This is a genomic window from Streptomyces sp. NPDC006997 (assembly GCF_040635175.1).
Taxonomy (GTDB): domain Bacteria; phylum Actinomycetota; class Actinomycetes; order Streptomycetales; family Streptomycetaceae; genus Streptomyces.
The window spans coordinates 101,219-124,125 of record NZ_JBEYHH010000018.1 but is presented as its reverse complement, the minus strand read 5'-3'; the positions used below and the strand labels follow the sequence as shown (position 1 = coordinate 124,125).

At 73.9% G+C, this 22,907-nt stretch carries 14 protein-coding genes and 1 pseudogene; 4 read left to right on the top strand and 11 right to left on the bottom strand.

The genetic code is table 11. The features are described 5' to 3' along the window. Positions 1-2: 2 nt before the first annotated feature. The 5 genes from ABZ659_RS19670 to ABZ659_RS19650 all read right to left on the bottom strand — a co-directional run bounded on the left by ABZ659_RS19670 (position 3) and on the right by ABZ659_RS19650 (position 8,512). Positions 3-5,174 (bottom strand): hypothetical protein, encoded by a 5,172-nt coding sequence (locus ABZ659_RS19670; protein WP_360221285.1) that lies wholly within the window; start codon positions 5,172-5,174, stop codon positions 3-5. After that, entirely contained in the window at positions 5,167-5,823 is a 657-nt protein-coding gene (locus tag ABZ659_RS19665; RefSeq protein WP_360221282.1) for a hypothetical protein, read from the bottom strand. Before ABZ659_RS19665 ends, ABZ659_RS19670 begins: the two co-directional genes overlap by 8 nt. A 117-nt stretch (positions 5,824-5,940) precedes the next feature. Beyond that, positions 5,941-6,561, bottom strand: coding sequence for a sigma-70 family RNA polymerase sigma factor (locus tag ABZ659_RS19660; RefSeq protein WP_360221279.1), 621 nt, complete (start codon positions 6,559-6,561; stop codon positions 5,941-5,943). Continuing rightward, positions 6,558-7,244 carry a hypothetical protein gene (locus ABZ659_RS19655; protein ID WP_360221276.1) on the bottom strand — a complete coding sequence of 229 codons (687 nt, stop codon included), beginning with the start codon at positions 7,242-7,244 and terminating at the stop codon, positions 6,558-6,560. The genes ABZ659_RS19660 and ABZ659_RS19655 overlap by 4 nt, the downstream gene beginning before the upstream one ends. A 320-nt stretch (positions 7,245-7,564) precedes the next feature. Then, a complete protein-coding gene (locus ABZ659_RS19650) occupies positions 7,565-8,512 on the bottom strand; it encodes an LAETG motif-containing sortase-dependent surface protein (protein WP_360221273.1) in 948 nt (315 codons plus the stop codon). A 357-nt stretch (positions 8,513-8,869) separates the two neighbouring features. On the opposite strand from ABZ659_RS19650, the gene ABZ659_RS19645 reads away from it, so the two are divergent. Then, positions 8,870-10,540, top strand: coding sequence for a glycoside hydrolase family 13 protein (locus ABZ659_RS19645; protein WP_360221270.1), 1,671 nt, complete (start codon positions 8,870-8,872; stop codon positions 10,538-10,540). Between the two features lie 10 nt (positions 10,541-10,550). Here ABZ659_RS19645 and ABZ659_RS19640 read toward each other — a convergent pair whose 3' ends face one another. From ABZ659_RS19640 to ABZ659_RS19630, 3 genes are all read right to left on the bottom strand, one after another. Next, positions 10,551-11,627 carry a Xaa-Pro peptidase family protein gene (locus tag ABZ659_RS19640; protein ID WP_360221267.1) on the bottom strand — a complete coding sequence of 359 codons (1,077 nt, stop codon included), beginning with the start codon at positions 11,625-11,627 and terminating at the stop codon, positions 10,551-10,553. A 108-nt stretch (positions 11,628-11,735) separates the two neighbouring features. Beyond that, positions 11,736-12,236, bottom strand: a complete 501-nt coding sequence (locus ABZ659_RS19635; protein ID WP_360221264.1) for a hypothetical protein — start codon at positions 12,234-12,236, stop codon at positions 11,736-11,738. Between the two features lie 304 nt (positions 12,237-12,540). Continuing rightward, on the bottom strand, positions 12,541-13,887 hold the full coding sequence (locus ABZ659_RS19630; RefSeq protein ID WP_360221261.1) for a helix-turn-helix transcriptional regulator: 1,347 nt from the start codon (positions 13,885-13,887) through the stop codon (positions 12,541-12,543). A gap of 302 nt (positions 13,888-14,189) precedes the next feature. On the opposite strand from ABZ659_RS19630, the gene ABZ659_RS19625 reads away from it, so the two are divergent. Then, the gene (locus tag ABZ659_RS19625) at positions 14,190-18,458 is read left to right on the top strand and encodes a hypothetical protein (protein ID WP_360221258.1); all 4,269 of its coding nucleotides are present in this window, start codon (positions 14,190-14,192) and stop codon (positions 18,456-18,458) included. Here ABZ659_RS19625 and ABZ659_RS19620 read toward each other — a convergent pair. After that, positions 18,440-19,534 carry a hypothetical protein gene (locus ABZ659_RS19620; protein ID WP_360221255.1) on the bottom strand — a complete coding sequence of 365 codons (1,095 nt, stop codon included), beginning with the start codon at positions 19,532-19,534 and terminating at the stop codon, positions 18,440-18,442. The genes ABZ659_RS19625 and ABZ659_RS19620 overlap by 19 nt on opposite strands. Before the next feature lie 63 nt (positions 19,535-19,597). Next, positions 19,598-20,797, bottom strand: a complete 1,200-nt coding sequence (locus tag ABZ659_RS19615) for a PP2C family protein-serine/threonine phosphatase (protein ID WP_360221252.1) — start codon at positions 20,795-20,797, stop codon at positions 19,598-19,600. Between the two features lie 123 nt (positions 20,798-20,920). Here ABZ659_RS19615 and ABZ659_RS19610 point away from each other — a divergent pair, with 123 nt between their 5' ends. Together ABZ659_RS19610 and ABZ659_RS19605 are read left to right on the top strand one after the other, a co-directional pair. After that, entirely contained in the window at positions 20,921-21,409 is a 489-nt protein-coding gene (locus ABZ659_RS19610) for a hypothetical protein (protein WP_360221249.1), read from the top strand. A 277-nt stretch (positions 21,410-21,686) separates the two neighbouring features. Then, positions 21,687-22,595: a hypothetical protein gene (locus ABZ659_RS19605; RefSeq protein ID WP_360221246.1), complete on the top strand. Its 909-nt coding sequence runs from the start codon at positions 21,687-21,689 to the stop codon at positions 22,593-22,595. Between the two features lie 87 nt (positions 22,596-22,682). Here the strand turns inward: ABZ659_RS19605 and ABZ659_RS19600 are convergent. Next, positions 22,683-22,889: pseudogene (locus ABZ659_RS19600) on the bottom strand (PLP-dependent aminotransferase family protein); the annotation flags it as partial. Positions 22,890-22,907 lie beyond the last annotated feature (18 nt).

Sequence of the window (22,907 nt, the reverse complement as noted above, 5' to 3'; positions counted from 1 at the left end):
CTCTAAGCCAGGGCCTGTCCGTCGGACGCCGCGGCGAGGACATCAGCCACGGCACCGCGTAGGACGGCCCCCGAGGGACGGCCGGTCGTCAGCAGGTAACTCCCCCGTTCATCCATCGTGACCAGGTCCTCTTCGGTGAGCGTGGCGCGCAGTGCGCCATCCCGACCCGCCCTGCGGAGGAGGTGGATCTGCCAGCGCAGGGAGACCCGGGGAAGCAACGAGCCGAGGTCGCCGGGAAGCCGGACACCGGACGGGCCGAGTTCGGAGTGGACGAGCAACCGGGCTGCTTCGGCCCAGGCACGAGCGTCGTCGGATCGCCAGTACTCGGGGTCGGGGAAGCGGCCGAGACAGCCCTCCACCCACGCGACGATCTCCGGCCGACGGCAGTCAGCGGCGACGCGGCCGAGCACGTCATCGGGATCGGGCACGGCGCCACCGGCCTCACGTGTGGTGCGGATGAGCCAGCCCATCTCCCGCCAGTGATCCTCAGCGCGGGGGACGTAGTGCCTGCCGACCTGGGCCTCCAGAGCGCTGGCAGCGGCCTCGACATGGTTCTTGACCGTGTCGGGGCGGACCGTCCTCAGCATCAGCATCAGGTCGCTGGCATCCGCCACCTCCACACGCGTCATCGTGTCCGCGGGGAGGGCGGCGGCCATGCGTTCCGCGCTCCCGCTCGGCCCCCAGACCGCGAGCGCGCGGATGAAGGGGGAGGCCGTGGTCATGTCGCGCGGGAAGCCGCGGCCGAGCCGGGAGGCGATGCCATCGAGGTCGAGCTGGTCGGCGAGCTGTGCGGCCAGCTCCGGCCCGTCCTGTCCCGAAGCCGCGAATCCGCACAGAAGGCTCTGGGCGACCGCCGGAGAGCGGAGGTCGCGCGCCTCGGCCCGCCACCGTTTGAACAACCGGTCCCGATGGAGTGGGGGGAACTGGAGCTTGCAGTCCGCCATCTGCCGCATCTGAACACCGAGTTGCTCGGGCAGGTCCGTGTCGAGCAGGGAGCGCACCTTCCTCTCCCAGTTGGCTCCCGCGGACACGGCGGCGCCCATGCTCTGTCCGGTCTCCCTGTCGATGGTGCGCACCGCGTGGACCAGCTGCACAGCCTCCTCCGGCTGGATGAACCGCCGTTCGACGAGGCTCGTGAGTCCACGATGACGAGAGGCCGCTCCCCGGCGTCGTTGCAGCTGGGCTACCCGGGCGGGCGAAGGCCCCTTCGGTATCTCACGGGCTTGTGGCTCGTCGGCCGTGACCAGCGGGGCCAGTCGGGCGGTCACCGTGCCGCCGTACCTGGCCTCCGGCCGCTGGAGTGCGTCGAGTTCCCGGAGACAGTCGACGGCGAAGCCCGGGGCGAGTTGATGCAGCAGGTGCAGGGCCTGGCTCCACTGCCCGGGGTCGTACAGCCGCTTCAACCGCTCCGCCCACCATCTGGGGCTTTCGTCAACGGCTCGCAGCACCCCCGCTTCCCCGTCTCGGAGGACGACGCCCATGTCCCGCAGCAACCGTGTGAAGGCGCGCAGGGCGGAGAGGGACCTGAGCACGTTTCCGCCGCGCAACTCCGGTTTCGACTGCTCCAGCCAGTCCTGGTCCAGGAAGCTGTCGACGAACGCGTCGTCCATAGTGCGGCGCAGGGCACGTGCCAGATCCATGTATGCCGCGCGCGCTTCCAGCGACTGGCAGTGCGTCATGCGGTCCAGGAGCCGTCTGTCCTCGATCTTGGGGTGGAGCATGGCGAGGAACGCCGAACCCACGGTCGGATGCTGGCCCACCAGGAGTGCGAGTCGGGGGCCGTGCTCCTTCTGGCTTTCCCGGATCTCGGTCACCACCACATCAGCACAGCGATGGAGCAGCGCCCGCAGGGTCTCCTGCGGAATGTTCGCTTCCAGCAGTGCGGTGACGACCGCCAGCACCACGCTCCCGCGCTTCTCGTGCTCAAGCGACTCCTTGAAGAACTGCGCCAGGTCAGCGCACAGGCGGACCGCACCGCTGTCCGGTCCTCCCGGCCCCCAGGGCACGTCGACCGATGCGACGGCTGACACCACGTGACCGGCGCCCTTCAGGTCCCCCATCGCGATGATCCTGGTGACGAGCGCACCGACGGTGTCCCTGTCGGCCAGGGGCGGGCCACTCGGCTGGTACAGGACCCGCAGGACAGTGCGGGCGTCGATCCTCCCGAGCCTGCGCAGGAGTTGGGCCGTGTGCCACGGGGTGAGCCCGTCCGGCCCTTCGTGCCGCAGGATCGTCCGCAGCCAGTTGTCCATCTCGGCTGCCTGCACGATCACGCGGGCCGCACCCCGGTCGATCCGTTCGAGCAGCGACAACCCGACGATGACGCTGGCCGCCCTTGACCTGGACAGGCATCTGGCCGCCTCCCTCCCCCGCCGCCTGAGTGCGTCAGGCTTGGCGTCCGCATTGCGGTCGAGCAGGAGATGGAGAGCGGCCCGCGCGAGGACGAGCCCCGCGTCGTCGGTGTCCCCGGCCCCGAGCAGGCGCCGCACCCCGGGCGCTCGCGCGAACTGGTTGACGACCGCCCCACGGTCGTCGCCGTACTTCATCGCGGCGTCCACCAGTCCCACGACCGCCTCGTAGTGCTGCACCTGCCGGGGGTCGCAACGCGTGGTGGCCTTCACGGCCAGGTCCAGGATCTCGCCCCTGGTCTTCTCCTCCCACAGACGACCGAGTTCCTGCACGAACAGCAGGCCCGGCACCGGATCGGCGCGCCCCAGCACCTGCCGCATATCCCGGCTGTGCTCTAACACCTCCTCGTACTTGCGGCGGATCCCCCAGTCGGTGAAGTCGCGGTAGGAACGGATGGCGCGGAGGCAGATCGCCGCCTGACGGGGGTCCATGGAGTGCCAGCCGACGGCGAACATGCTGCGTATCAGCGTGTCGAAGAGCCGCTGCCGCTCGTCGTCGGGCCCGTCCGAACTGTAGGCGAGCAGGGCCTGTGCCAGGACTGCCGGCGGGGCGTCCACTGCGATGAGCGCCATGGCAGGCGCGGCGACGACGAGCAGCCGCCGGTACAGACGGTTGTCCAAGGTCTTCGCCGCGCTGAGAAGCGCGGTGATGAAGCGTGTGAGGACTTCCTCGTAGACGCGCGGCTGTTCGCGGATCAGGTTCGCCAGCGCCTCGTACTGCGCGTCGGTGGTTCGCTTCCATGACCGCTCCGTGGCATCCGTCATCGCCTCCTCGGAGGCGAGCAGCGCACGGCAGGTGGCACTGCGGGCGATGTACCAGCCGCCCCTCGAGTCACGTTGAGCACCTGCCCGCATCAACCGGTCCGCCGGGATGCCGCCCAGAAGACCCTCGGGTACGGCGATCCGCAGCAGGCTGGCGGCGGCCACGATCTTCATCTGCTTCAGCCAGGCGCGGGTGGCCCGTTTACGTGTCCGGCGCACGTAGGCGCGTCGGACCTTGGCGAACGTCTCCGCTTGCGGTGGTGTGAAGGCGGGGGTCTCGACGCGTTCCCCGGGAGCGACGGCCGTCGCCGCTCGGGCAAGCGCCTCACGGCGCTGGTCACCCGCCGGGCCCGCCAACTGCCTCCGCTTGAGCAGGCGCGCCAGCCACCAGATGTCGCCGTCCGAGCTCTGGATGGCGATGGACAGATCCGAGTCGTTCCACGCCAGGCAGTTCACGCGCGCGAACTCTCTGCCGAACCGCCACAGATCGTCGGTCCGGGACAGGCTGGGTACGGTCGCCAGTCCGTCCGTCTGCCATCTGGCACGCCCCGAATACAGGCAGGCGGCGACGATGACGGAGGAGGTCTCCTCTGCGGCCCAGGGCAGCACGGCGTCGAGATTCACCGAGTCGTCGTACGGAATGAGGTCTTCCAGGATGACGACGGCCGAGGCGTCGGTGGGGATCTGTTGCGCGTACCGGGCGAGGCGGATGACGTGCCGGAGATCGTGCGCGCTCGGCACGAGGCCGTTGTTCAGCCTCATCTCGAGGACGGTCACCCCGCACTCCGCCGCGTGCTCCAGCGCCGCCTGCCGCGCGGCGGTCGTGCGCGCCGACGAGCCGGGGCCGCCTACGACGATGGCCGGGGCCCCCGCCTTGATGCGTTGGAGGACGTCGCGGGCTGCCTCCAGCTTGACCGGGACGAAGTCCCAGTCATCATCCTGCGTTCCGCTCCGCACGTCCGTGACGACGCATACCTCGTGCTCGAGGTCCCGCAGCCCGCGCTGCGCCGCGCGTGCCAGCGCGTCGCCCCAGGCGGCGCCCCAGAGCCGGGTTCCGATGTCGGGGAGCTGCCAGGCCGGATCCAGCCTCAGCAGTTCCAGGCCGTGCTCACTCGCGGCGCTCTCCTTGGTGGCCAGTTGTTCCTCGGTCGGCAGGCTGCCCAGCGTGCCGTCGGCCTGCATCCCGCCGGTGACGAGCATCCTCGGGGCGGCAAGGCCGAGCAGGTGAGCGGTGAGCGCGACGGCGGTCGGCGCGCTGGCCGAGGTGTCGTCCGGCTTGATGCACTCGGGGACTCCATGGAACGTGAGGGTGTGGTGCTGCCAGCGCTCGATGTCCTCCTGGGGCACACCGACTCCCTCGGAGAACCTGCCCGCGGCGCGGCAGGCGCCCCATACCGCCTGGCTGAACTTCTGCGTCGTCCGCTGCTCGGCCGGCCCGGGTTCCACGACGTCACGGGGGCGGATCAGCATCTCCACCAGGAATCCGCCACCACGGTCGTGCACCATGGGGAAGACCACCGTTACCCCGCTCTCCGCACCGGGTGCGGGCGCCGTCGGCACGAACTCCGCCGGGTCGGGTGTTCCGTCGCGCTGGGCCAGGTCCGCCCATTGCCGCTCCAGCCTCGTCAGCAGGAACTGCTCAGGGCCTTCTGCCAGGCGTCGGCGGATCTCCTCCCACACCGGCGTCCCCGAGTCCAGGCGCTGGCGAAGCAGGCCCAGTCCGCCGGAGACGGCCGCCTGGTCGTCCTCGACCGGACCCAGCCAGGCGGGGACGCCGCACAGTCCCGCCGTACCGTGGTCCTTGAGGTCCTCGAACGCGCTGAAGACCTGGCGTACGTCACGCGCCAGCCGCGCGAACCCCTTGGACCCTGCTTCCTGAGCGTGAGCCCTCTCCTCGACCGACACCCCGTCGACGGTGAAGTCCAGTCGCAGCAGCGCGGTCTGCAGTGACAGCGCGCACTCCCACCGCCGCCGCCCCGTCCAGGTGGACGCCCCGTCAGCCATGCCCGCCCCTGCTGAGCCCGAGCTTGTCGCGCAGCAGGATGGAGGGAGGCTCCGCATCGGGGTTGGCGAGGACGTAGGGCTCGTCGCTTCTCGGCAGTGCCTCCATCGAGTCGACCACCACCACGTCGTGCGTGCCGCTTCTCTGCCAGAGCCAGTAGTCCCCGTCGACCCGGAACACCTCGACCGACGCTTCGGTCGTCCCGGAGTCCGGGGAGAGGCCGTAGGTGACGACGCGGTCCTCGCTGCGCTGCTCCGGGGCCGTCGCGGCCGCCGCCTTTCCACGGTCTCCCACTGGTACGACGCGGGCGATCCGCCGAAGCCTGCCGCCGGACCACTCATCGTCCGGAACCGCGGAAGCCGGCCTCGGCCACTCGTTCGCGAGCCGCTCCGAGAGGAGTCGGCCACGTTCGGTCAGTTCGCCGGTCGGGCCGGTCTCCGTCAGGCGCAACGCCTCAAGCACCAGTCGGGATCCGGGGCCCAGTGCGTCGAGGGCGTGTCGCTGCCCGACGGGCGTCAGATACGCGAGTCGGGCAAGGAAGTCGGCGAGCCTCTGCGGCACTGCCTGGACCAGCTCGTCAAGGTCCACCTCGGTGGTCACCCGCTGGTCCAAGGAGCGCTCCGCGTTCGGCTGGCCCTCAAACCGTTCCATTAGGCACCTCACTACCCCCTCGGCTATGTGTTGCACGGGCCTCGTAAGGGAGGCCACTCCACAAGTACGGAAGACAGTCGTCGAGCGGCCACCTCTTTCGGGATCCGGCAGGCAAAATCAGCCCGGGTCCTGCAGAAGTTTCCGGAACCGCCCCAGCACGTTGGCGACCGTGGTCTTGCTGATCCCCACGTACAGGGCGACCTCCCGGCTCGTCGGTTGCTTGCCGGTGTGGTGCGCGAGGTCAAGCCAGGCCGGCACTACTTCCAGCACCATCTGATCTCTTTCGGCGAGGGCTCGCTCAAGCGCCCGGCGGACCGTCTCCGCGGAGGCCAGCGAGTCGATCATGCGTGTCACCTGGTCCTCGCGGGTGTCCCGCGAGGCGCCCGCCTCCGCCAAGGGGATGGTGTCGGGGCGCCGTACGCCGTCCCGGGCGATGTTCATGGCGATGGTGACGAGATATCCGGCCGGGGAGTGGTGCTCGTCGACCCGGCCGGCCCGCACGGCCTTGACGAAGCGCTCGAACGCTTCCTGGGCGATGTCCTCCGGGTCCTGGCCAGCGTCTCGAACCCGCTGGCCGAGCAGCCGTGGCAAGGTCGTCGTCACGTTCGCCAGCGCGGTGGCGAGACGGTGCTCCTCGTCCGGTGCGAGCGCTTCGTCGCCGTCCTGAGCCTTCAGCAGTCTCGTGACGGTGGCGCAGTCGACGGCGAACTGGGTCTGCTGGGAGACGGTGCCGGTCACCGGCCCTCCTTCGTCTCGTTGTGGGCAGGTGGGCGGTTCCAGCGGCGTTGGGCCAACTCGTCGATGATCGTCTCGGCGAGCACAGCTCCGGCCCTCCTGCGCGCCCGGCCATCGGCCAGCGGGTCGACCATCAGGTCCATCTGTGCTCTGAGCGAGTCCAACCGGTCCTGGAGTGCCTTGCGCTGCTTGGCGGTGTGCACGCCGGAGAGTTCCTTGCTGAGGAGGCCGTCCACCTCCTCAGCGGTGGGCAGGAGCCTCTCCATATGACCGGCCCCTGCCTTGCGCAGCGTGAGCACGAACTTCTCGATGGCTCGACGCGCGCGTGCGTCGAAGCGTCGGCAGGCCTGCTGGTAGATCCAGGACAGCGCCGAGGCGGCCTGTGCGGTCTCGGGACGCTGCCCGCCCCGCACCCGGGTACGGGCGTCGGCTCGCAGCAGGGCCGAGGCGGTCACCCCCGCCACCAGGCCCTGCGTGACCTGCCGCACTCGACCACCGTCCGTGGAGACTGCCTGGCTCACCAGCAGTGCGACCAGTGCCGGTATCAAGGCGAGCAGGCCACGGCGCCAGACGTATCCCCACCAGCCGAGCCAGCGGCGCCAGAAGGCCGTGTCGTCCGTGTCGAAGGCCAGTTCGCTCAACAAGATGGCGGTCAGCACCGCGGTCACAGTTACGGTTACGGTCACGTCTCCCTCACCCGGTCGGCCGAGCAACATGTCGAAGACGAGTACGGAGGATGTCGACAGACTGGCCAACCGGAGATACGGCATGACGGACTCCGGACCCGTAACCCCCATATCTACGCGTCCAGTTGAGCGTGATGGCCGCTACGGCCTTCGTCGGCAGGATGGCATGCGCGGGTACGTACGGGGGAGAGTCCGGGAACATCTCATGGGCGGGCGACGCGGAGCGCGTCCGCGAGCGGTCACCAGGCCCGGTCAAACGCCGAGGGGCGGCGTACGGCGGTCTGCCGTACGCCGCCCCGGTGGATCGGCGTGCCTTCGGGTCAGCTCTGTGCCTTGCGGCGGCGGGTCACGACGACGATGGCCGCGCCGCCCGCCAGCAGGGCCGCCGCGCCGAGGGCGATCGGGCCGGTGGCGCTGCTGCTGCCGGTCTCGGCGAGGTCGCCCTTGACGTCGGTGTCACCGCCACCGTTGGTGGTGGGAGCCGGGGCCGCGGGGGACGACTCGGCCGGGGTCGGCGTGGCGGACTCGTCGGCCGGAGGCGTCGAGGAGTCGTCGGCGGGCGGGGTGGAGGTGTCGTCCGCGGGCGGGGTCGACGACTCCGGCGGGTTCGAGGGCTCCTCGGACTGCGACGGAGGCGTGGACGGCTCCTCCTTGGTGCAGTCCTTCGTGCCGCCGTTCCACGCGGCGATCAGCTTGTCCTTGATGACCGCGCCGTCCGGGCCCTTGGGCAGGTTGCCGTGCTCGAAGCCGTCGTCGGCGTCGAGCAGGCCGTCGTACTTGACGGCGCCGCGGTACAGGTCGATCTGCGCGTAGCAGCCCTCGTCGGGCACCGCGATGTCGAGGGTGTCGGTCGCGCCGGGCTTGACCGTCACGGTGTCGAAGTCGACGAAGACCTGCTCGCCCGAGGTGGCGAAGGTGTCGCCGTGGGCGAGGTAGGAGGCGAGGGAGGCGGTGCAGGTGGCGGCCTTGCCGGCGGTGCGGACCGTGATGTGGACCTTGCCGTCCTCACCGGGCTTCAGGTTCTGGTTGTCGACCTTGACCGACTCGTAGAAGTTGGTGCCGTCGAGCGAGAACTCGCAGCGGTCGGTGGGGGTCTGGTGGCCCGCGCCGGTGCCGGGCTTGTAGTGGTCGCCGTTTCCCCAGCCGTCGCCGCCGCCGTGCGAGCCCGTGGCCCAGGCGGTGGCGGACGCGGAGGCGGCGCAGAGGGCGAGGGTCGCGGCGCCCGTCCCCAGCAGGCGGCGCATGGTGACACGTCTCGCTATGGACATGCGGATCCCATCTGAAGCTGTGCGAACCCCGGCCGACGGCAGCGGGCGGCGACAGCGGGAATGGACACACCACTGCGGCTCCGGCTGGTCGGGCCGGGAACGATCGGTCTGAGAAACGAATACACGGAGCCCATTGGTCACATGGGTCACCGTGGTCCCCATCGTCGTCCTGTCCCGGACTACCTGTCAACCTGCGACGACTCAAGCGGACTTCACCATTCCTCCTCATCTCCCCCGCGCTTAACCCATATTCAGTCGCATCTCCCACGGAAAGTGCCGAGGTTCACTTTTCCGGCTATGTGGACAGAGTTCTTCCTGTCGCCCGCAGCCGAGCCACACCAAGAGGAGACCGATCGCGTGACCGAACGGACCCGGACCCGGACCCCCGACCTCTCCCCGCAGCACCCCGACTGGTGGCGGCAGGCCGTCATCTACCAGGTCTACCCCCGCAGCTTCGCCGACGCCGACGGCGACGGGCTCGGCGACCTCAAGGGCGTCACCGAGCGCCTCACCCATCTCGCCGCCCTCGGCGTGGACGCCCTGTGGCTGAGCCCCTTCTATCCCTCCGAACTCGCCGACGGCGGCTACGACGTCGCCGACCACCGCGACGTCGACCCCCGCCTCGGCACCCTGGACGACTTCGGGGCGATGGCTGACGAGGCGCACCGGCTCGGGCTGAAGGTCATCGTCGATCTCGTGCCCAACCACACCTCCCACCGACACGTCTGGTTCCAGGAGGCGTTGCGTGCCGGGCCCGGCTCCGCCGCCCGCGACCGGTACGTCTTCCGCGACGGACGCGGCGCGCACGGCGAACGCCCGCCCACCGACTGGCAGTCCGTCTTCGGTGGCAGCGCCTGGCAGCGCGTCCCGGACGGACAGTGGTACCTCCACCTCTTCGCCCCCGAGCAGCCCGACCTCAACTGGGACAACGAGGAGGTCCGCGCCGACTTCCGGACCACCCTGCGGTTCTGGTCCGACCGCGGCGCCGACGGCTTCCGCGTCGACGTCGCGCACGCCCTCGCCAAGGACCTCGACGAACCCCTGCGCGACCTCGGCGCCCCCGAACTCAGCAGCGAGGCCGCGCTCACCGAGTTCGCTCCCGGCACCCACCCCTTCTACGACCGCGACGAGGTCCACGAGATCTACCGCGACTGGCGCAAGATCCTCGACGCCTACGCCCCACCCCGCACCGCCGTCGCCGAGGCCTGGGTCCCCGGCGCCCGCCGCACCCTCTACGCCCGCCCCGACGAACTCGGCCAGGCCTTCAACTTCGAGTACCTGCGAGCCGGATGGGACGCCGACGCGCTCCGCGCCCTGATCACCGCCTCCCTCGCCGACGCCCACGCCGCCGGGGCCTCCGCCACCTGGGTGCTCTCCAACCACGACGTCGTCCGGCACGCCTCCCGGCTGATGCTGCCGCCCGGCACCGACGACAACGCCTGGCTGCTCTCCGGCGGCCACGCGCCCGAGGTCGACGAGGCGGCGGGCCTGCGCCGGGCCCGCGCCGCCACGCTGCTGATGCTGGCGCTGCCCGGGTCGTCGTACCTCTACCAGGGCGAGGAACTCGGGCTCCCCGAGGTCGCCGACCTGCCCACCGAGGTGCTCCAGGACCCGGTCTGGGAGCAGACCGGCCGGGTCCGCAAGGGCCGCGACGGCTGCCGGGTGCCGCTGCCGTGGACGACCGGCGGGCCCTCGTACGGCTTCGGGCCCGGCGGCGCCTGGCTGCCGCAGCCGCAGCGGTTCGCGGCGTACGCCGTCGAGGCGCAGGACGGCGTCGAGGGCTCGACCCTGGAGCTGTACCGCGCCGCGCTGAGACTGCGCCGCAAGCTCCTCGACGGCGAGACCCTGACCTGGGCGGACGACACCCCGCCCGGCGTCCTCCAGTTCGACCGCCACGACGGCTGGCGCTGTGTCACCAACCTGACCGGCACCGCCGTACCGCTGCCCGCGGGGGAGCTGCTGCTCAGCAGCGCGCCGCTGGCGAGAGGCGGACTTCTCGGGCCCGACACGACGGCCTGGCTGGCCTGAGCGGGGGTCCTCACGCCACCACGGCCAGCGTCCGCGGCGCCCGGGTCAGCGGGCGGACGCCGGTCGCGGTGCAGGCCAGGGTGGTCTCCAGGCGGGCGCCGAAGCGGCCGGGCAGGCCGAGCGACGGCTCGACGACCAGGCACATGCCCGCCAGCAGGGGCTGCGGCTCCTCCGCCGTCAGGTAGGGGGGCTCGTCGACGGCGATGCCGATGCCGTGGCCCGTGCGGGGGCCGCGGTAGGGGCCGTACCCGGCCTCCTCGATGACCGTGCGGGCCGCGCGGTCCACCTCCCGGCACGGCACCCCGGGGCGCACCGCCGCCACGGCGGCCCGGTGGGCGGCGCTGACCACGTCGTACAGCTCGCGCTCCGCCGCGGTGGGCTCGCCCACGTGGACGGTCCGGGTGGCGTCGGAGCCGTAGCCGTCGCGCAGCCCGCCGAAGCCGAGGACGACCATGTCGCCGGGCTCGATGACCCGGTCCCCCGCGGTGTGCCGGGGGTCGGCGCCGTTGGGCCCGGAACCCACCACGGCGACGTCGACCCGGCTGTGCCCGTGCGCCCGCAGCAGCCGGGCCAGCTCGGCGGCCACCTCCGTCTCCGCGCGGCCGGTGAAACGGGCGGCCAGGATCTCCTCGTACACGGCGTCCGAGGCCGCGCCCGCCGCGGCCATCCTGGCCACCTCGTGGGCGTCCTTGACCGCGCGCAGCAGCGGGAGTACGGCGCTCAGCGGGCGGAAGGTGGTGAGCGGCAGCCGCTCCCGCAGGGCCGTGAGGTGGCGCGCCCAGGTCGCCTCGCACACCGCGTAGTGGCCGCTGGGGCGGAGCAGCCCCGCCGCCGCGGAGTACGGGTCCTGGCCGTCGCTCCAGTCGGTGATCCGGACGGCGCCCGCGCCCGGGGACGCCACCGCCGCGGCGCGCTCGGTCTCCGGGACGAGCAGCCGGGGCTCCGCCTCGGGGACGAGCACGAGGAGCGTGAGACGGCCGGTGCCGGGCCGCGGCCGGTGGCCGCAGAGCCGGACCAGGTCGGGACCGGCGGTCAGCAGCAGCCCGGCGAGCCCGGCCGCGACGGCGTCCCGGGCGGCCCTGGCCATCCGGGCGGCGTAGTCCGCCTCGGTGAAGGCCGTGGTGTCGGTGCTGGCAGTCGTGGCCTCGTCCTCCCAACGGTCCCGCGCCCCGCGCCCCGCGCCCCGCGCTCCGCCTCAGTAGCGCACCGCCCGCGCCGTCTTCGCCGTCGACCCGGCGGGCAGGTCGTGGGTGCTGCGGGCGGTGGCCGTGGCCGTCTTCCCGGCCGGTACGTCGGGGACGTTGACGACGACGGCGTCCACGAACCCGCCGTCGGGGTCGGTGAAGTCGACCTGGACCGCGAACGACTTCTCGGAGTCGGCGGTGTTCCGCACGGTGATCCCGACGGTGGTCCGGCCGTCGTCGTCCGTGGCCGGGGTGCCGAGCCTGACGTCGTCCTTGACGTCGACGCCCTCGGTGATCTCGTCCAGCTGGCGACCGGCCTCCGCCGTCGCGGACGCCCACAGGTCCCCGATGCCGGACGCGGCCGACTCCACGGCGGACGCGGCGTCGCTGACCGACTGGGCGGGGGTGTCCTCGTCGCCGCCGTCGTCACCGGAGCAGCCGGTCAGGGCCGTGCCCGCGAGGACCGCCGCGACCAGCGCGGCACCCGCGGCCCCGCGCCTTCCGTACGCCATGTCGCCTCCACTGCCGTCCCGACCGGGTCCCGTATCCAGTGAAGTCCCGCACCCGCCCGGCCGCACCTCGGGACACCCGTACGGCGGGTGTGCGACCGGCGTGCTCCGGAACGCCCTCGTCCGCCGGTCGTTCACCCGCGCGCGGCAGCGCACGGGCATTCACCCTCCGGGACCGGCTCCCCACGCTGTGATGGTCGGCCGGACGGCGACGGGGGTCAGGCGTACGGATCCTCCGCGGGCCGCGCCCCACGGCCCGGCCCGGCCCGGTCCGGCAGGCTGGTGGTGCCGTCGGCACCGGTACCGGTCACACCGGCGGCTGGGCGGGCGCGGGCCCGAGGGTGGTGTGCCCGGGGGCCGTACGGTGCCCGAGGCCCGTCCGGTAGGCGTCCAGGGCCGCCTCCACCCGCCCCGTACGCCGGAACAGGTCGCCCAGCAACCGGCACAGGTCGGCGAGGTCGGCGGCGGCGCCCGCGCGTTCGAGCAGGCTGAGGGCGCGGACGTAGTGCTCCTCGGCGCACTCGGTGTCCCGGGCGTCCTCGGCGATGATGCCGAGGAGGCGGTGCGCGGCGGCGGAGTGCAGGGCGCCGCGTTCCGGGCTGAGGTCGGTGAGGACCTCGTGCAGCAGGGCGGCGGCCTCGGCGGACTTGCCGCGGCGGTGCAGGACGTCGGCGAGTTCGACGGTGGCCTGGCTGTGGTAGAGGGCGGCGCGCTTGGCGGAGAGCATCCGGCGGGCCTCGCGCAGTTCCGTCTCGGCCCGCTCGTAGGCGCCGTTCTGGGCGTGCAGGTAGCCGCGCATCCAGTGGCAGTTGGCGAGTTCGGTACGTATCTGGAGGCGCCGGTAGAGCTCGGCGGCCTTGGCGAGGGAGGCGTCGGCCTCGTCGGTGCGGCCCTCGGCGATCATCGTGCGGGCGACGGAGCGGTGCATCCGGGCGACGAGCGCGAGGTCCCCGGACTGCGGGGCGAGCGAGAGCGCCAGCTCGGCGGCCTGGGCGGCGCGGGCGTGGGCTCCCATGTCCATGTACGGGGCGATGACGCCGCTGTAGAGCAGCAGCAGGGCGTCGGGGTCGTGCATCCCCGCGCGGTTCAGCTCGTCGAGGGTCGACTCGAAGAGATAACAGGAGTACCGCAGCTCACCGGCGAGGTAGTGGGCGACGGCGCGGCCCCGCCGGGCCGGGACGCGGGCGGGCAGCGGCGCGTCCTCGCCGAGCGCGTCCTCGGCCTCCTGGAACCGGCGCTGGGCGGTCTCCAAGTCCCCGGTCTCCAGGGCGCACTCGCCGAGCCCGAGCAGCGCGTCGGCCCGCTCGGCGGTCAGCCCGTGCCGGTCGGCGTCGGCGAGCAGCGCGGTGAACTCCACGGCGGCGGTCTCGGTCTCGCCGGTGGCGAGGGTGCGCTGCGCGCCGGTGAGCCGCAGCCGCAGCTCGGTGGCGAACCCGGTGGGCCGCCCGGTGGCCAGCTCCTCGTACCCCACGCCCAGCCGCCCGGCGATGTGCCGCAGCGCGGGTTCGGAGGGCCGGACGCGACCGGCCTCCAGCGTGGAGATGTAGGCGGGGGTGTAGGCGGGCTCGGCCAACTGTCGCTGAGTCAGCCCGAGTTCCGTCCGCAGTTGCTGCACCCTACGCCCGATGATCTCCGGGTCGTCACGCTCGGCCATGCGGTAAGGATGCCAGTAAGCCGACTTACGCCGACCGTTTTACTCGAACTACTCGAACACTCCTTGCGGTTGACGGCCCCAACCCCTACGTTAAGCGACACGTTAAACCGGCTTAACCACCCGCTGTCACCCCCCGCTGCCGTCGCCGTGCGAGGTCCCCGTGCTCCGACACCTACTCGCCCGCCACGCCCGCCCGGTCACCGCCGCCCTCCTCGCCGTCACGGCCCTGATGACCGCGGCGAACGCCCTGCCGCTGCGCTGAGCCTGTCCCCGGGCCCGTCCCGTGGGCCAAGATGCCGCGCATGGCTGATTCGGGGGACGCGTGGCGGCTGGTGCGTGGGGTCGTGGTGGGGATCTCGCTCGTCGGCGGGGTCGCGATCGGGGTGTGGGTGGCCGCGGCCGGGGTGACCGGGGTGCCGGTCGCGGTGGTGGCGGGGGTCCTTCTCGTGGGGAGCGGGGTGGCCGTCGCATCGCGTGGCGGGAGGGCGGGGCGTCAGCGGGTCGCTTCCGTCGAGGTGTTCGTGCGGCGGGTGGAGGAGGTCGAGGCGGGGCGGTTGCGGCGGCTGGGGGAGTTGCTGATCCCGTCGCTCAACGGTGCCGACCTCGTGCGCCGGTACCGGGACCTGCGGGGGCGCCGGGCCGTCGTCCTCGGCGCGCCCGGGTCGGGGCGGTCGACCGCCGCGTGCAGGCTGGTGCTCGGGCTGGTCGCCGCGCGGGCCGAGGAGGGCGCCGGGGCGCCCGTGCCGGTGCTGGTGTCGCTCTCCTCGTGGGACCCGGCGGCGGAGGGCGTCGAGCAGTGGTTCACCGGGCGGGTCGTCGACCGGTACGGCGGGGAGCCGGGCGTCGTACGGGAGTTACTCGGCGACGGGCTGGTCATCCCCGTACTCGACGGTCTTGACGAACTGCCCGCCTCGCAGCGGCCCGCCGCCGTCCGGCTGCTGCTGCGGTGGCTCGACGGGCTGCCCCGGTCCGTGCTGACCTGCACCCACGCCGTCCACGAGGAGCTGGTCGGTCAGCTCGACCAGTCCCTGGGGACGCCGCTGCCGTTGCTGCCCCTCACCCCCGGCGCCGTCGCCGGGCACCTGCGGCAGGTCGGCGGGGAGCTGTGGGAGCCGGTCGTGCGGGCCGTCGAGGCCGAGCCCGACGGGCCGTTGGCCGAGGCGTTCTCCTCCCCCTGGCTGCTCGCCCACGCCGTCAGCGGCTACGGCGGCTCCCGGCACCGGCGCCCCGAGGAGCTGACCGACCGCGCCGCACTGCCCGACGCCGCCGCGGTCCGGGACCGCGTGCTGAACACCTCCGACCCGACGGCGACCCTCGACGGACCGGGCGGCACGGACCGCAGACGCCGCCTGGTGCTGCTCACCGACGCCATGGGGGACGAGGACGACGGGCTGCTGCTGTGGTGGCGGCTCGCCGAGCGGCACGGGTCCTGGCAGACGACGGCGCTCGTGGGCGCCGTACTGCTGGGGCTGCCGCTGATGGCCGTCGCCCAGGTCAGCCGGGAGCAGGGCATCCGGGTACTGATCGTCTTCCTGTTCGTCGGGCTCGTGGCCGCGGTGCCCCTGCTGCTGCCCGAGCAGGGTGAGCCGCCTCGCGTCACCGAACCCCGGCGGCTGTGGCGGCCCCGCGACGGGGACCGCTGGCGGCGGGCCGTCGCCGGGCTGTGCGGAGGGCTGGCCGGACTGGCTTTCCCCGCGCCGCCCCTGTTCTCGGACGAACATCAGCAGTTGCGGCCCCCGGAGGCCTCCGCCCTCACCCTCACCACGCTGACCGCCGCCTTCCTCGCCGGGGCCGCCGTCGCCCTGGTGACGGGGAGCGTCTCCCCGCCGCCGCGCACCGGACGGACCGGAGACCTGCGCGCCGACCTGCACGCCGCCCTCGTCGTCGCCGGTGTGGTCACCGTCGTCTTCCTGATCGGCGTCGTCCACTACACCGGCTGGGCCTCCTCGGTCCCGCACACCTGGACGCCGTCACCCGCCGTGGCCGCACCGGCGGTGGGCGTCTTCGGTGCGACACTGCTGCTCGGCAGCGCCTGGGGGCGGTACCGCCTCACCCATCTGGCGCTCTGCCTCCAGGGCGAGCTGCCGCTGCGCCTCGGCCGGTTCCTCGCCGAGGCCCAGGCACAGGGGCTGCTCGTCCCCGCCGACGGCTTCGGCCGCGGCTGCTACGCCTTCCGCAACGACCTCGTCCGGCAGGCCCTCGCCGCCCGCGGCACCCACCGCCGCGACCACGTCCGCGCCGTCGAGCGGTTCCGGCACGAGATACGCGCTGAGGCGCTGTCGCTCCCGGAGTCCGTCGCCTACCTCTCCTACGCCTCCGACGACGACCCGGAGGCGTACGAACGGGAGAAGGACCGGGTCGCCGACCTCGTCGACACCCTGCTCGCCGAGGAACCCAGGTCGGTCGCGGACCCGGGCCGCGCCGCCTACGAGCGCTACCGGCGCGCCCGGGAGCGGCTGGCGGACGCCCTGCGGATGCCCCTGTGGGCGGAGCCCCTGCTGACCCGGGCCTACGCGGGCGTGGCGCTGGCGACCGGCAGCGTCAGCCTCTGGGCCGCGCGGGTGCTGAGCGGCACCAACTCGCTCGCGGTCCTCACGGTCCTGGCCGGCGCGGCCGGGGTCGTCGCCTCCCTGGAAGCGCCGAGCCGGACGCGGGCCGCGCTCGTCCCGGGATACTTCACCGCCGCCCTCGCCTACCTCGTCTGGACCGCGCTGTTCGCCCCCCTCATCCCCGGCCACCGCGTCACCCCCGTCGCCCTCACCGCCGTCACCCTCACCTTCGTCTCCCTCCTCCTCTACCTCTACGCCCGCCCGCACGCCGCCCGCGCCCGTGCCGCCCGGCAGGACGATCCGCGGGAGTGGCCCGAGCTGCCGCCGTCCCGGTCCCGGCACCGGGACGCCGCGGTGCAGGCGCGGCAGGACTGGCTGACGACCGTCGCGCGGGACGGGGTCATGCCGCAGATCCGGGGGAGGCTGCGGGTGGGGGAGTGGACCGGGCCCGCGCCCGCGCTGCCCGCGATCGACCCGTCCCGGCTGACCGGCACGCACCGCGCCGACCAGTTCGTCCGGTCCGGCGCGGCCGACGAGATCGAGTACCAGCTCGGCAGGCTGGACAGCGCCAGCATCGGGGTGAGCGGGCCGCGCGGCGCGGGCAAGTCCGGGCTGATGCAGCGGTTCTGCACGCCGGGCCCGCACTCCTCCCCCGACGACCTGCTCGTCCTCGTCCCGGCGCCGACCTCCTACGACCCCCGCGAGTTCCTCATCCACCTGTTCGCCGAGGTGTGCCGCCGCGTCACCGGGGACGGGCCGGGCGACGACGGGCGTCCCGGGCCCGTGCCGGGCGGCCCGGGGCGGGCCGTGGTGCACCGGGTCGGCGCCCTGCTCACCATCGTCGTGGGCGTCCTCACCGTCCTCACCACCCTGCTGTGGCCGCACCTCACGGCGGCCGGGCGGGCGGCGACCAACGACCCGGCGCGGCTGGTGACCGGCGCCGGGGTGGCCCTCATCGTCACCGGCACCCTCTGGTCCCTGCTGCTGCCGGTCCGCGCCGCCCGCCTCCCGTCCGCCGGTCCGGCCGCCGGTGCCGAGGCCGCCGCCGCGCAGCACCTGCGCGCCCTGCACTACCAGCTCATGGTGATGAGCAGCCGCAGCGCCCAGCTCGCGCTCCCCGGCGGGCTCGGCGTCCAGCTCGCCGGGGGCACCCAGGTCCAGCACACCCAGCAGGTCCGGACGTACCCCGAACTGGTCGCCCGGTTCCGGGCGTTGCTCGACCAGGTGGCGTTGGAACGGCGGGCGCTGGGCGGGCGGGTCGTCCTCGGGATAGACGAACTGGACAAGCTCGGCAGCGCCGAGGCGACCGAGCGGTTCCTCAACGACCTCAAGGTGGTCTTCGGCATCCGCGGCTGCCACTTCCTCGTCGCCGTCTCCGAGGACGCCCTGACCGCCTTCGGACGGCACGTCCTCGACGTCCGCACCGTCTTCGACAGCGCCTTCGACCGGGTGGTGGCCGTCCGGCCGCTCGACCTCGACCAGTCCGGCGAGCTGCTGCGGCTGCGCGGCGTGTGGCTGCCCGCGCCCTATCTGGCGCTGTGCCAGGTGCTGTCCGGCGGGCTGCCGCGCGAGCTGCTGCGCACGGTGATGAGCCTGGCCACCGAACGCGCCCTGCGCGGCACCACCGACCTGCCGACCCTCGCCCGCGGACTGCTGGCGGACGACGCCCGTTCCGTGCTCTCCGCCCAGACCCGGTACGCCGCCACCCTCGGCGGCGACCTCGCCCCGGTCGCCACCCGCTGGATCGCCGCCGCCTCCCAGGCGCCGGTGACCGAGACCGAGTGGCAGCGGCTCGTCCGCGACGCGCCGTTCATCGACCCCGACCAGCACGACACCGCCCACGCCGTCACCCAGGTCCGCGCCTATCTGGAGCTGGGCCTCGCCCTGCTGCGGGCGTTCACCGGCACCGGCGACGAGCCCCGCGACCGCCCCGTCGACCTGCTCACCACCGCCCGCGCCAAGCTCGCCACCGAACCGGAGGCGTCCCTGGCGGCGGTGGCCCGCTACCGGCGCTGGTCCTGAAGCTGCCGCAACTGCCGTCGTACGTGGTCAAGGGCGCCCTTGCGGCTGCCCGGCACCCGGCCGCGCAACTCCGCCAGCGCCGGGCCCAGTTCGCGGGCGTGGGCCGGGTCGGTGACACGGCCCCACTGGTGGTGGGCGCGGTCGGCGGCCGTCTCGACGGCGGGCGCGTCCGGGGGCTGTCCGGCGGCGAGGCGGGCGGTGGCCACCGTCAGCCAGGTGCGGCAGCTGCGGGCCGCGTCGCCCGCGAACATCGCCAGGTCCGCCCGGACCTCCGTCCAGTGCAGCGCCTCCTCGGCGCCGGGCCCGTGCGCCCGTACGGCGGCCTGCTCGCAGCGCGCGGCGAGCGCGTCGGCGTCCGCGTGCCGCCCGGCCCGCACGGCGGCGCTGATCGCGGCGTGCGGGTCGGCGGGCGGGGGCGGCGCGCTGGCCAGCAGCAGGCTGGCGGCGAAGTCCGGCTCGTCCGCCAGCCGGGACAGCGCCTGCTGGTGCAGTTGCTCCACGGGCGGGCGGTGGCCGCTGCGGAGGAGGGTGGCGACGGCCCGCATGTACGACGGTGGCGCGGGCGTACGGCGGTGCGGCGGGGGCGGGGCGACCCGGCCGTAGACGGCGGTGTGGGGGCCGGAGTCGAGCGGCGCGGCCCGTCCGGGCCTCCACGGCTCGGTACGCAGCAGCTGCCACGCCTCCGCGTCCGCGTGCAGGTCGGCGACGAGCGTGGTCGTCCCCGGCGGGCGCAGCCGCAGTTCCTCCCGGAACCAGGGCCAGGGGAACGCCGTATAGCGGACCGTCGACGGCGTGGTGCGGGCCAGGGCCAGGTGGGGCAGGCGCTGGCGGCGGTCGAGGTGGAGCTGGCCGGTGACGAACACGGTCAGCGGACCGGGCGCGGCGGCCGCCGCCCGCACCCGGGTGAGGACGGCCTGCGGCTCCAGCGGGTCGGCCAGCTCGACGACGTTCGCGGTGTCCGCCCCGGCCAGCACCCCGGGCGCCACCGCCGCCAGGACGGGAAGCACCGACGCGGCGTCCACCAGGCGCCCCCGGCCCACCGGCGCGGCGGCGATCAGCAGCACGGTTCCCGGCATGGTCTCCTCCCCCTGTCGTCCCCCTGTCGATCACCTACAGCAGCACGGTAACCGGTGCGCCCGTCAGCCGGGACGGCGGCGGACCGCGAACACCGTGGTGTCGTCGGCGAGATGGCCGCCGCAGTGCCGCAGCGTGCCGTCCCGCACGAAGGTCACCAACTGGCGCGGACGGGCCACCCGGGGGTCGGCGGCGACGGCCCGCGACACCTCCTGGGCCAGCGGGTAGAAGACGTCGCTCCGGTCCCGGGCCTCGGTCACCCCGTCCGTGGTCACCAGCAGCGTCTCCGCGCCGGTCACCCGCACCCGCCGCACCGGCGGCGCCGGGGCCCCGCGGACGAGTTCGCCGAGGCCGAGCGGCAGCCCGTCCCCCGGCGGCAGCGACCGCACCGCCCCGTCGTCACCGACGACCAGCGGTGGGTCGTGGCCGAAGTTGACGACGTCCACGGCGTCCGCGGGTTCGTGCGGGAAGTCCAGCAGCACCGCCGTGGCGAACCGGTCGCCCTCGGCGTAGCCGAGGGCGGCCATGTGGTCGCGGTGCCGCCGCATCCGCGTCTCCAGGCGCCCGGCGACCGTCGTGAGCTGGCCCTCGTGGTACGCCGCCTCCCGGAACGTGCCCAGCAGCGCGGCGGCCGTCTCCACCGCGCGCAGCCCCTTGCCCTGCACGTCGCCGACGAGGACCCGGGTGCCGTGCGGGCCGGGCTGGATGTCGTAGAAGTCGCCGCCCACCCGGGCGTCGGTGTCGGCGGCGAGGTAGACGGCCGCGTGGTCCAGGCCGCCCCAGACCGCCGGCAGCGGACGCAGCACCGTACGGCGGATGGTGTCGCTGATGTCCGCCATGTGCACGACGCGGGCCTCCCCGCGCACCCGGACCACGCACGCCATCGTCGCCAGCACCCCGCCGATCGCGGCGAGCGCCAGGTCGGCCGGGCCCGCCTGGTGCTGCGGGGGCAGCCCGCTGTCCACGACGACGTAGGTCAGCGGCGCCAGCACCGCGAAGACGACCGTCTCCCACACCCCGCAGATCGCGGCGGCGATACCGGGCACCAGGACCAGCCAGGAGATCATCCGGAAGCTGGTGGTGGTGTGCAGGTCGGTCATCACGATGCCCACCAGCAGCACCAGCGGCGGCACCCAGGCCACGCTGCGCCCCCGCACCCGCAGCAGCTGCTGGCGGCGCAGGGCGTCCCGCCGCCCGGCGTGCGGGTACCGGTCCAGCAGGCCCTGACCTCCGCCGCCTCCGCTCACGGGCCTGGGACTGGTCATGCACCTCAGCGAAGCACGGGGGCGCCGGCCGCGCATCCGGTCCCCGACTTGCCGGTGGCTGTCCCGAGGTGTGCTCTGGAAGCCGGGGGGCAACCCGGGGTGAGCAGAGGAAGGAGTGCTCCCATGGCTCACGCGGCACCCAGGTCAGGGCGGCTGACGCCCGGCAAGCGCGACCGGAGACCCGGCACGGACGGTCCCGCCAACGGCTCCACCGACGTCTCCACCGACGTCTTCAGCGAGCGCACCCACCTGGTCGTCCGGTGGGTCCTGCCCGTCCTCGCGGGCCTCGTCGTCGGCTACTGGGCGGCGGCCAACCGGCGCTCCGGCGGCCCCATCACCGGCTGGAACCTGCTGTTCGGCTTCACCACCGCGATCGCGTTCATGGTGCTGTGCGTGGCCGTGCGCGTCGCCGCCTCCCGGATGAAGCGCGAGCTGCACGCGCTGACCTGGGCGGTCTTCCTCGGTGGCACGTTCGGCTTCGTGTACGCGCAGACCGACAAGACCGTGCTGCGCTCCGCCGTCATGTCGGCGGCGGTGGCGGCGGCCGTCTTCGCGGTGCTGTTCTACCGGTACTACACGCACGAGGACGCGGAGGGGCACCGGGTGCCCTGACCCCCGGGGACAGACGGGTGCGCGGGTCCCGGCCGGTCGGGCCGGGACCCGCGCTTCTCCCTCATCCCTCCACTCACCAGGCACCGGAGACCAGCGGTTTCCGGCCACCCGACGAGGCCGTAGGCCCCTTCACCACCAGGAAACACCCGTTCGGGTGAAGCCTCCACCGGAGCGCCGAAACCCCAGCTCGGCGGGGTCCACCCCTTCGGCTCGCGTGCCGCCGCCATTCGCACGGCCCGCGCTGGCCCCGCCCACCGCCCGGCGCTTACCTGGGGGAATGCCGGTACGCCTGCGCAACGCCCTGTCCGCCGTCCTCATCACGGTGTCCTGCCTCCTCGCCCCGTTCGGCACACTGGCCGCCTGGGCGGCGTACGGGCTCGCCGACACCGGCCGCTACGTGCGCGCGATGGCGCCGCTGGCCGGCGACCCGGCGGTCCGGGCGGCGGTCGCGGAGACCGTCGGCGACGGCATCGAGCGGCGCGTCGACCTCGGCCCGACAGCGCCCTACGTCCGCGCCGCGGTGCGCTCCTTCACCCGCACCGACGCCTACCGGGCGGGCTGGGACGCGGCGAACCGGGCCACCCACGCCGCGGTGCTCGACGCCGTACGCGACCGGGCCGGCGGGGGGCGGCCCGTCACCGTGGACCTCGCCCCGGTCGCCGCCCGCGTCCGGCGCCAGCTCGCCCACGACGGGCTGCCGCTGGCCGACCGCGTCCCGGTGCCGCGCACCCGGGTCGCCGTGCTCCCGGCACGGGACGTGGAGCGGCTGCGGAAGGGGTACGACGTGCTGGAGGTCGCCGCGGTCTGGCTGCCGTCGGCGGCGGTCGCGCTCGCCCTCGCCGGGATCGCGCTGGCCACGTGCCGCCGCCGCGCGGTCACCGCGACCGGCCTCGGCACCGCGCTCGGCGGCGCGCTGCTCGGCGTCGCGGTCGCGGTCGGCCGTCACCTCACCGTCGCCGGGATCGCGGACGACCTGCACCGCCCGGCCGCGGGCGCCGTCTACGACGCCCTGACCGCCACCCTCCGTACGACGTCCTGGCTGCTCCTCGCGCTCGGCCTGACGGCCGCCCTCACCGCGTGGCTCACCCGCTTCGCCCCCGTCCGGGCCCTGCCGCACCGCCTACGCGGACACCCGGGACCCCCCACCCCGGTCCCGGAGACGCCACAGGCACGGGCACAGGCCTGACCCCACCACCCGCACCACGAGGCATACCCTCTCCGCCCCCGCCCGGGCCCTGCCGCACCCGGAGGCGTCGCAGGCACAGGCCCGACCTCACCGCCCTGCCACCAGTGCGGCCAGCGTCCCCAGTGCCCGCGCCAAGTCCGCCTCCGGGGCCGACGCGAGGCCGAGCCTGACGGCGTCCGGGGTGCGGTGCGGGTCCACGGCGAAGGCGGGGCCCGGGGTGACGGCGATGCCCTGGCGGGCCGCGGCGGCGGCGAAGGTGTCGGCCCGCCACGGGGACGGCAGCTCCCACACGGCCCGGGCCGCCGCCGTACC

Bases quoted from the DNA above. Each gene is read 5' to 3' on its own strand.
- ABZ659_RS19670 (WP_360221285.1), bottom strand. From the start codon at position 5,174: ATGGCTGACGGGGCGTCCACCTGGACGGGGCGGCGGCGGTGGGAGTGC.
- ABZ659_RS19665 (WP_360221282.1), bottom strand. From the start codon at position 5,823: ATGGAACGGTTTGAGGGCCAGCCGAACGCGGAGCGCTCCTTGGACCAG.
- ABZ659_RS19650 (WP_360221273.1), bottom strand. From the start codon at position 8,512: ATGTCCATAGCGAGACGTGTCACCATGCGCCGCCTGCTGGGGACGGGC.
- ABZ659_RS19640 (WP_360221267.1), bottom strand. From the start codon at position 11,627: ATGGCCAGGGCCGCCCGGGACGCCGTCGCGGCCGGGCTCGCCGGGCTG.
- ABZ659_RS19635 (WP_360221264.1), bottom strand. From the start codon at position 12,236: ATGGCGTACGGAAGGCGCGGGGCCGCGGGTGCCGCGCTGGTCGCGGCG.
- ABZ659_RS19630 (WP_360221261.1), bottom strand. From the start codon at position 13,887: ATGGCCGAGCGTGACGACCCGGAGATCATCGGGCGTAGGGTGCAGCAA.
- ABZ659_RS19625 (WP_360221258.1), top strand. From the start codon at position 14,190: ATGGCTGATTCGGGGGACGCGTGGCGGCTGGTGCGTGGGGTCGTGGTG.
- ABZ659_RS19620 (WP_360221255.1), bottom strand. From the start codon at position 19,534: ATGCCGGGAACCGTGCTGCTGATCGCCGCCGCGCCGGTGGGCCGGGGG.
- ABZ659_RS19615 (WP_360221252.1), bottom strand. From the start codon at position 20,797: ATGACCAGTCCCAGGCCCGTGAGCGGAGGCGGCGGAGGTCAGGGCCTG.
- ABZ659_RS19610 (WP_360221249.1), top strand. From the start codon at position 20,921: ATGGCTCACGCGGCACCCAGGTCAGGGCGGCTGACGCCCGGCAAGCGC.
- ABZ659_RS19605 (WP_360221246.1), top strand. From the start codon at position 21,687: ATGCCGGTACGCCTGCGCAACGCCCTGTCCGCCGTCCTCATCACGGTG.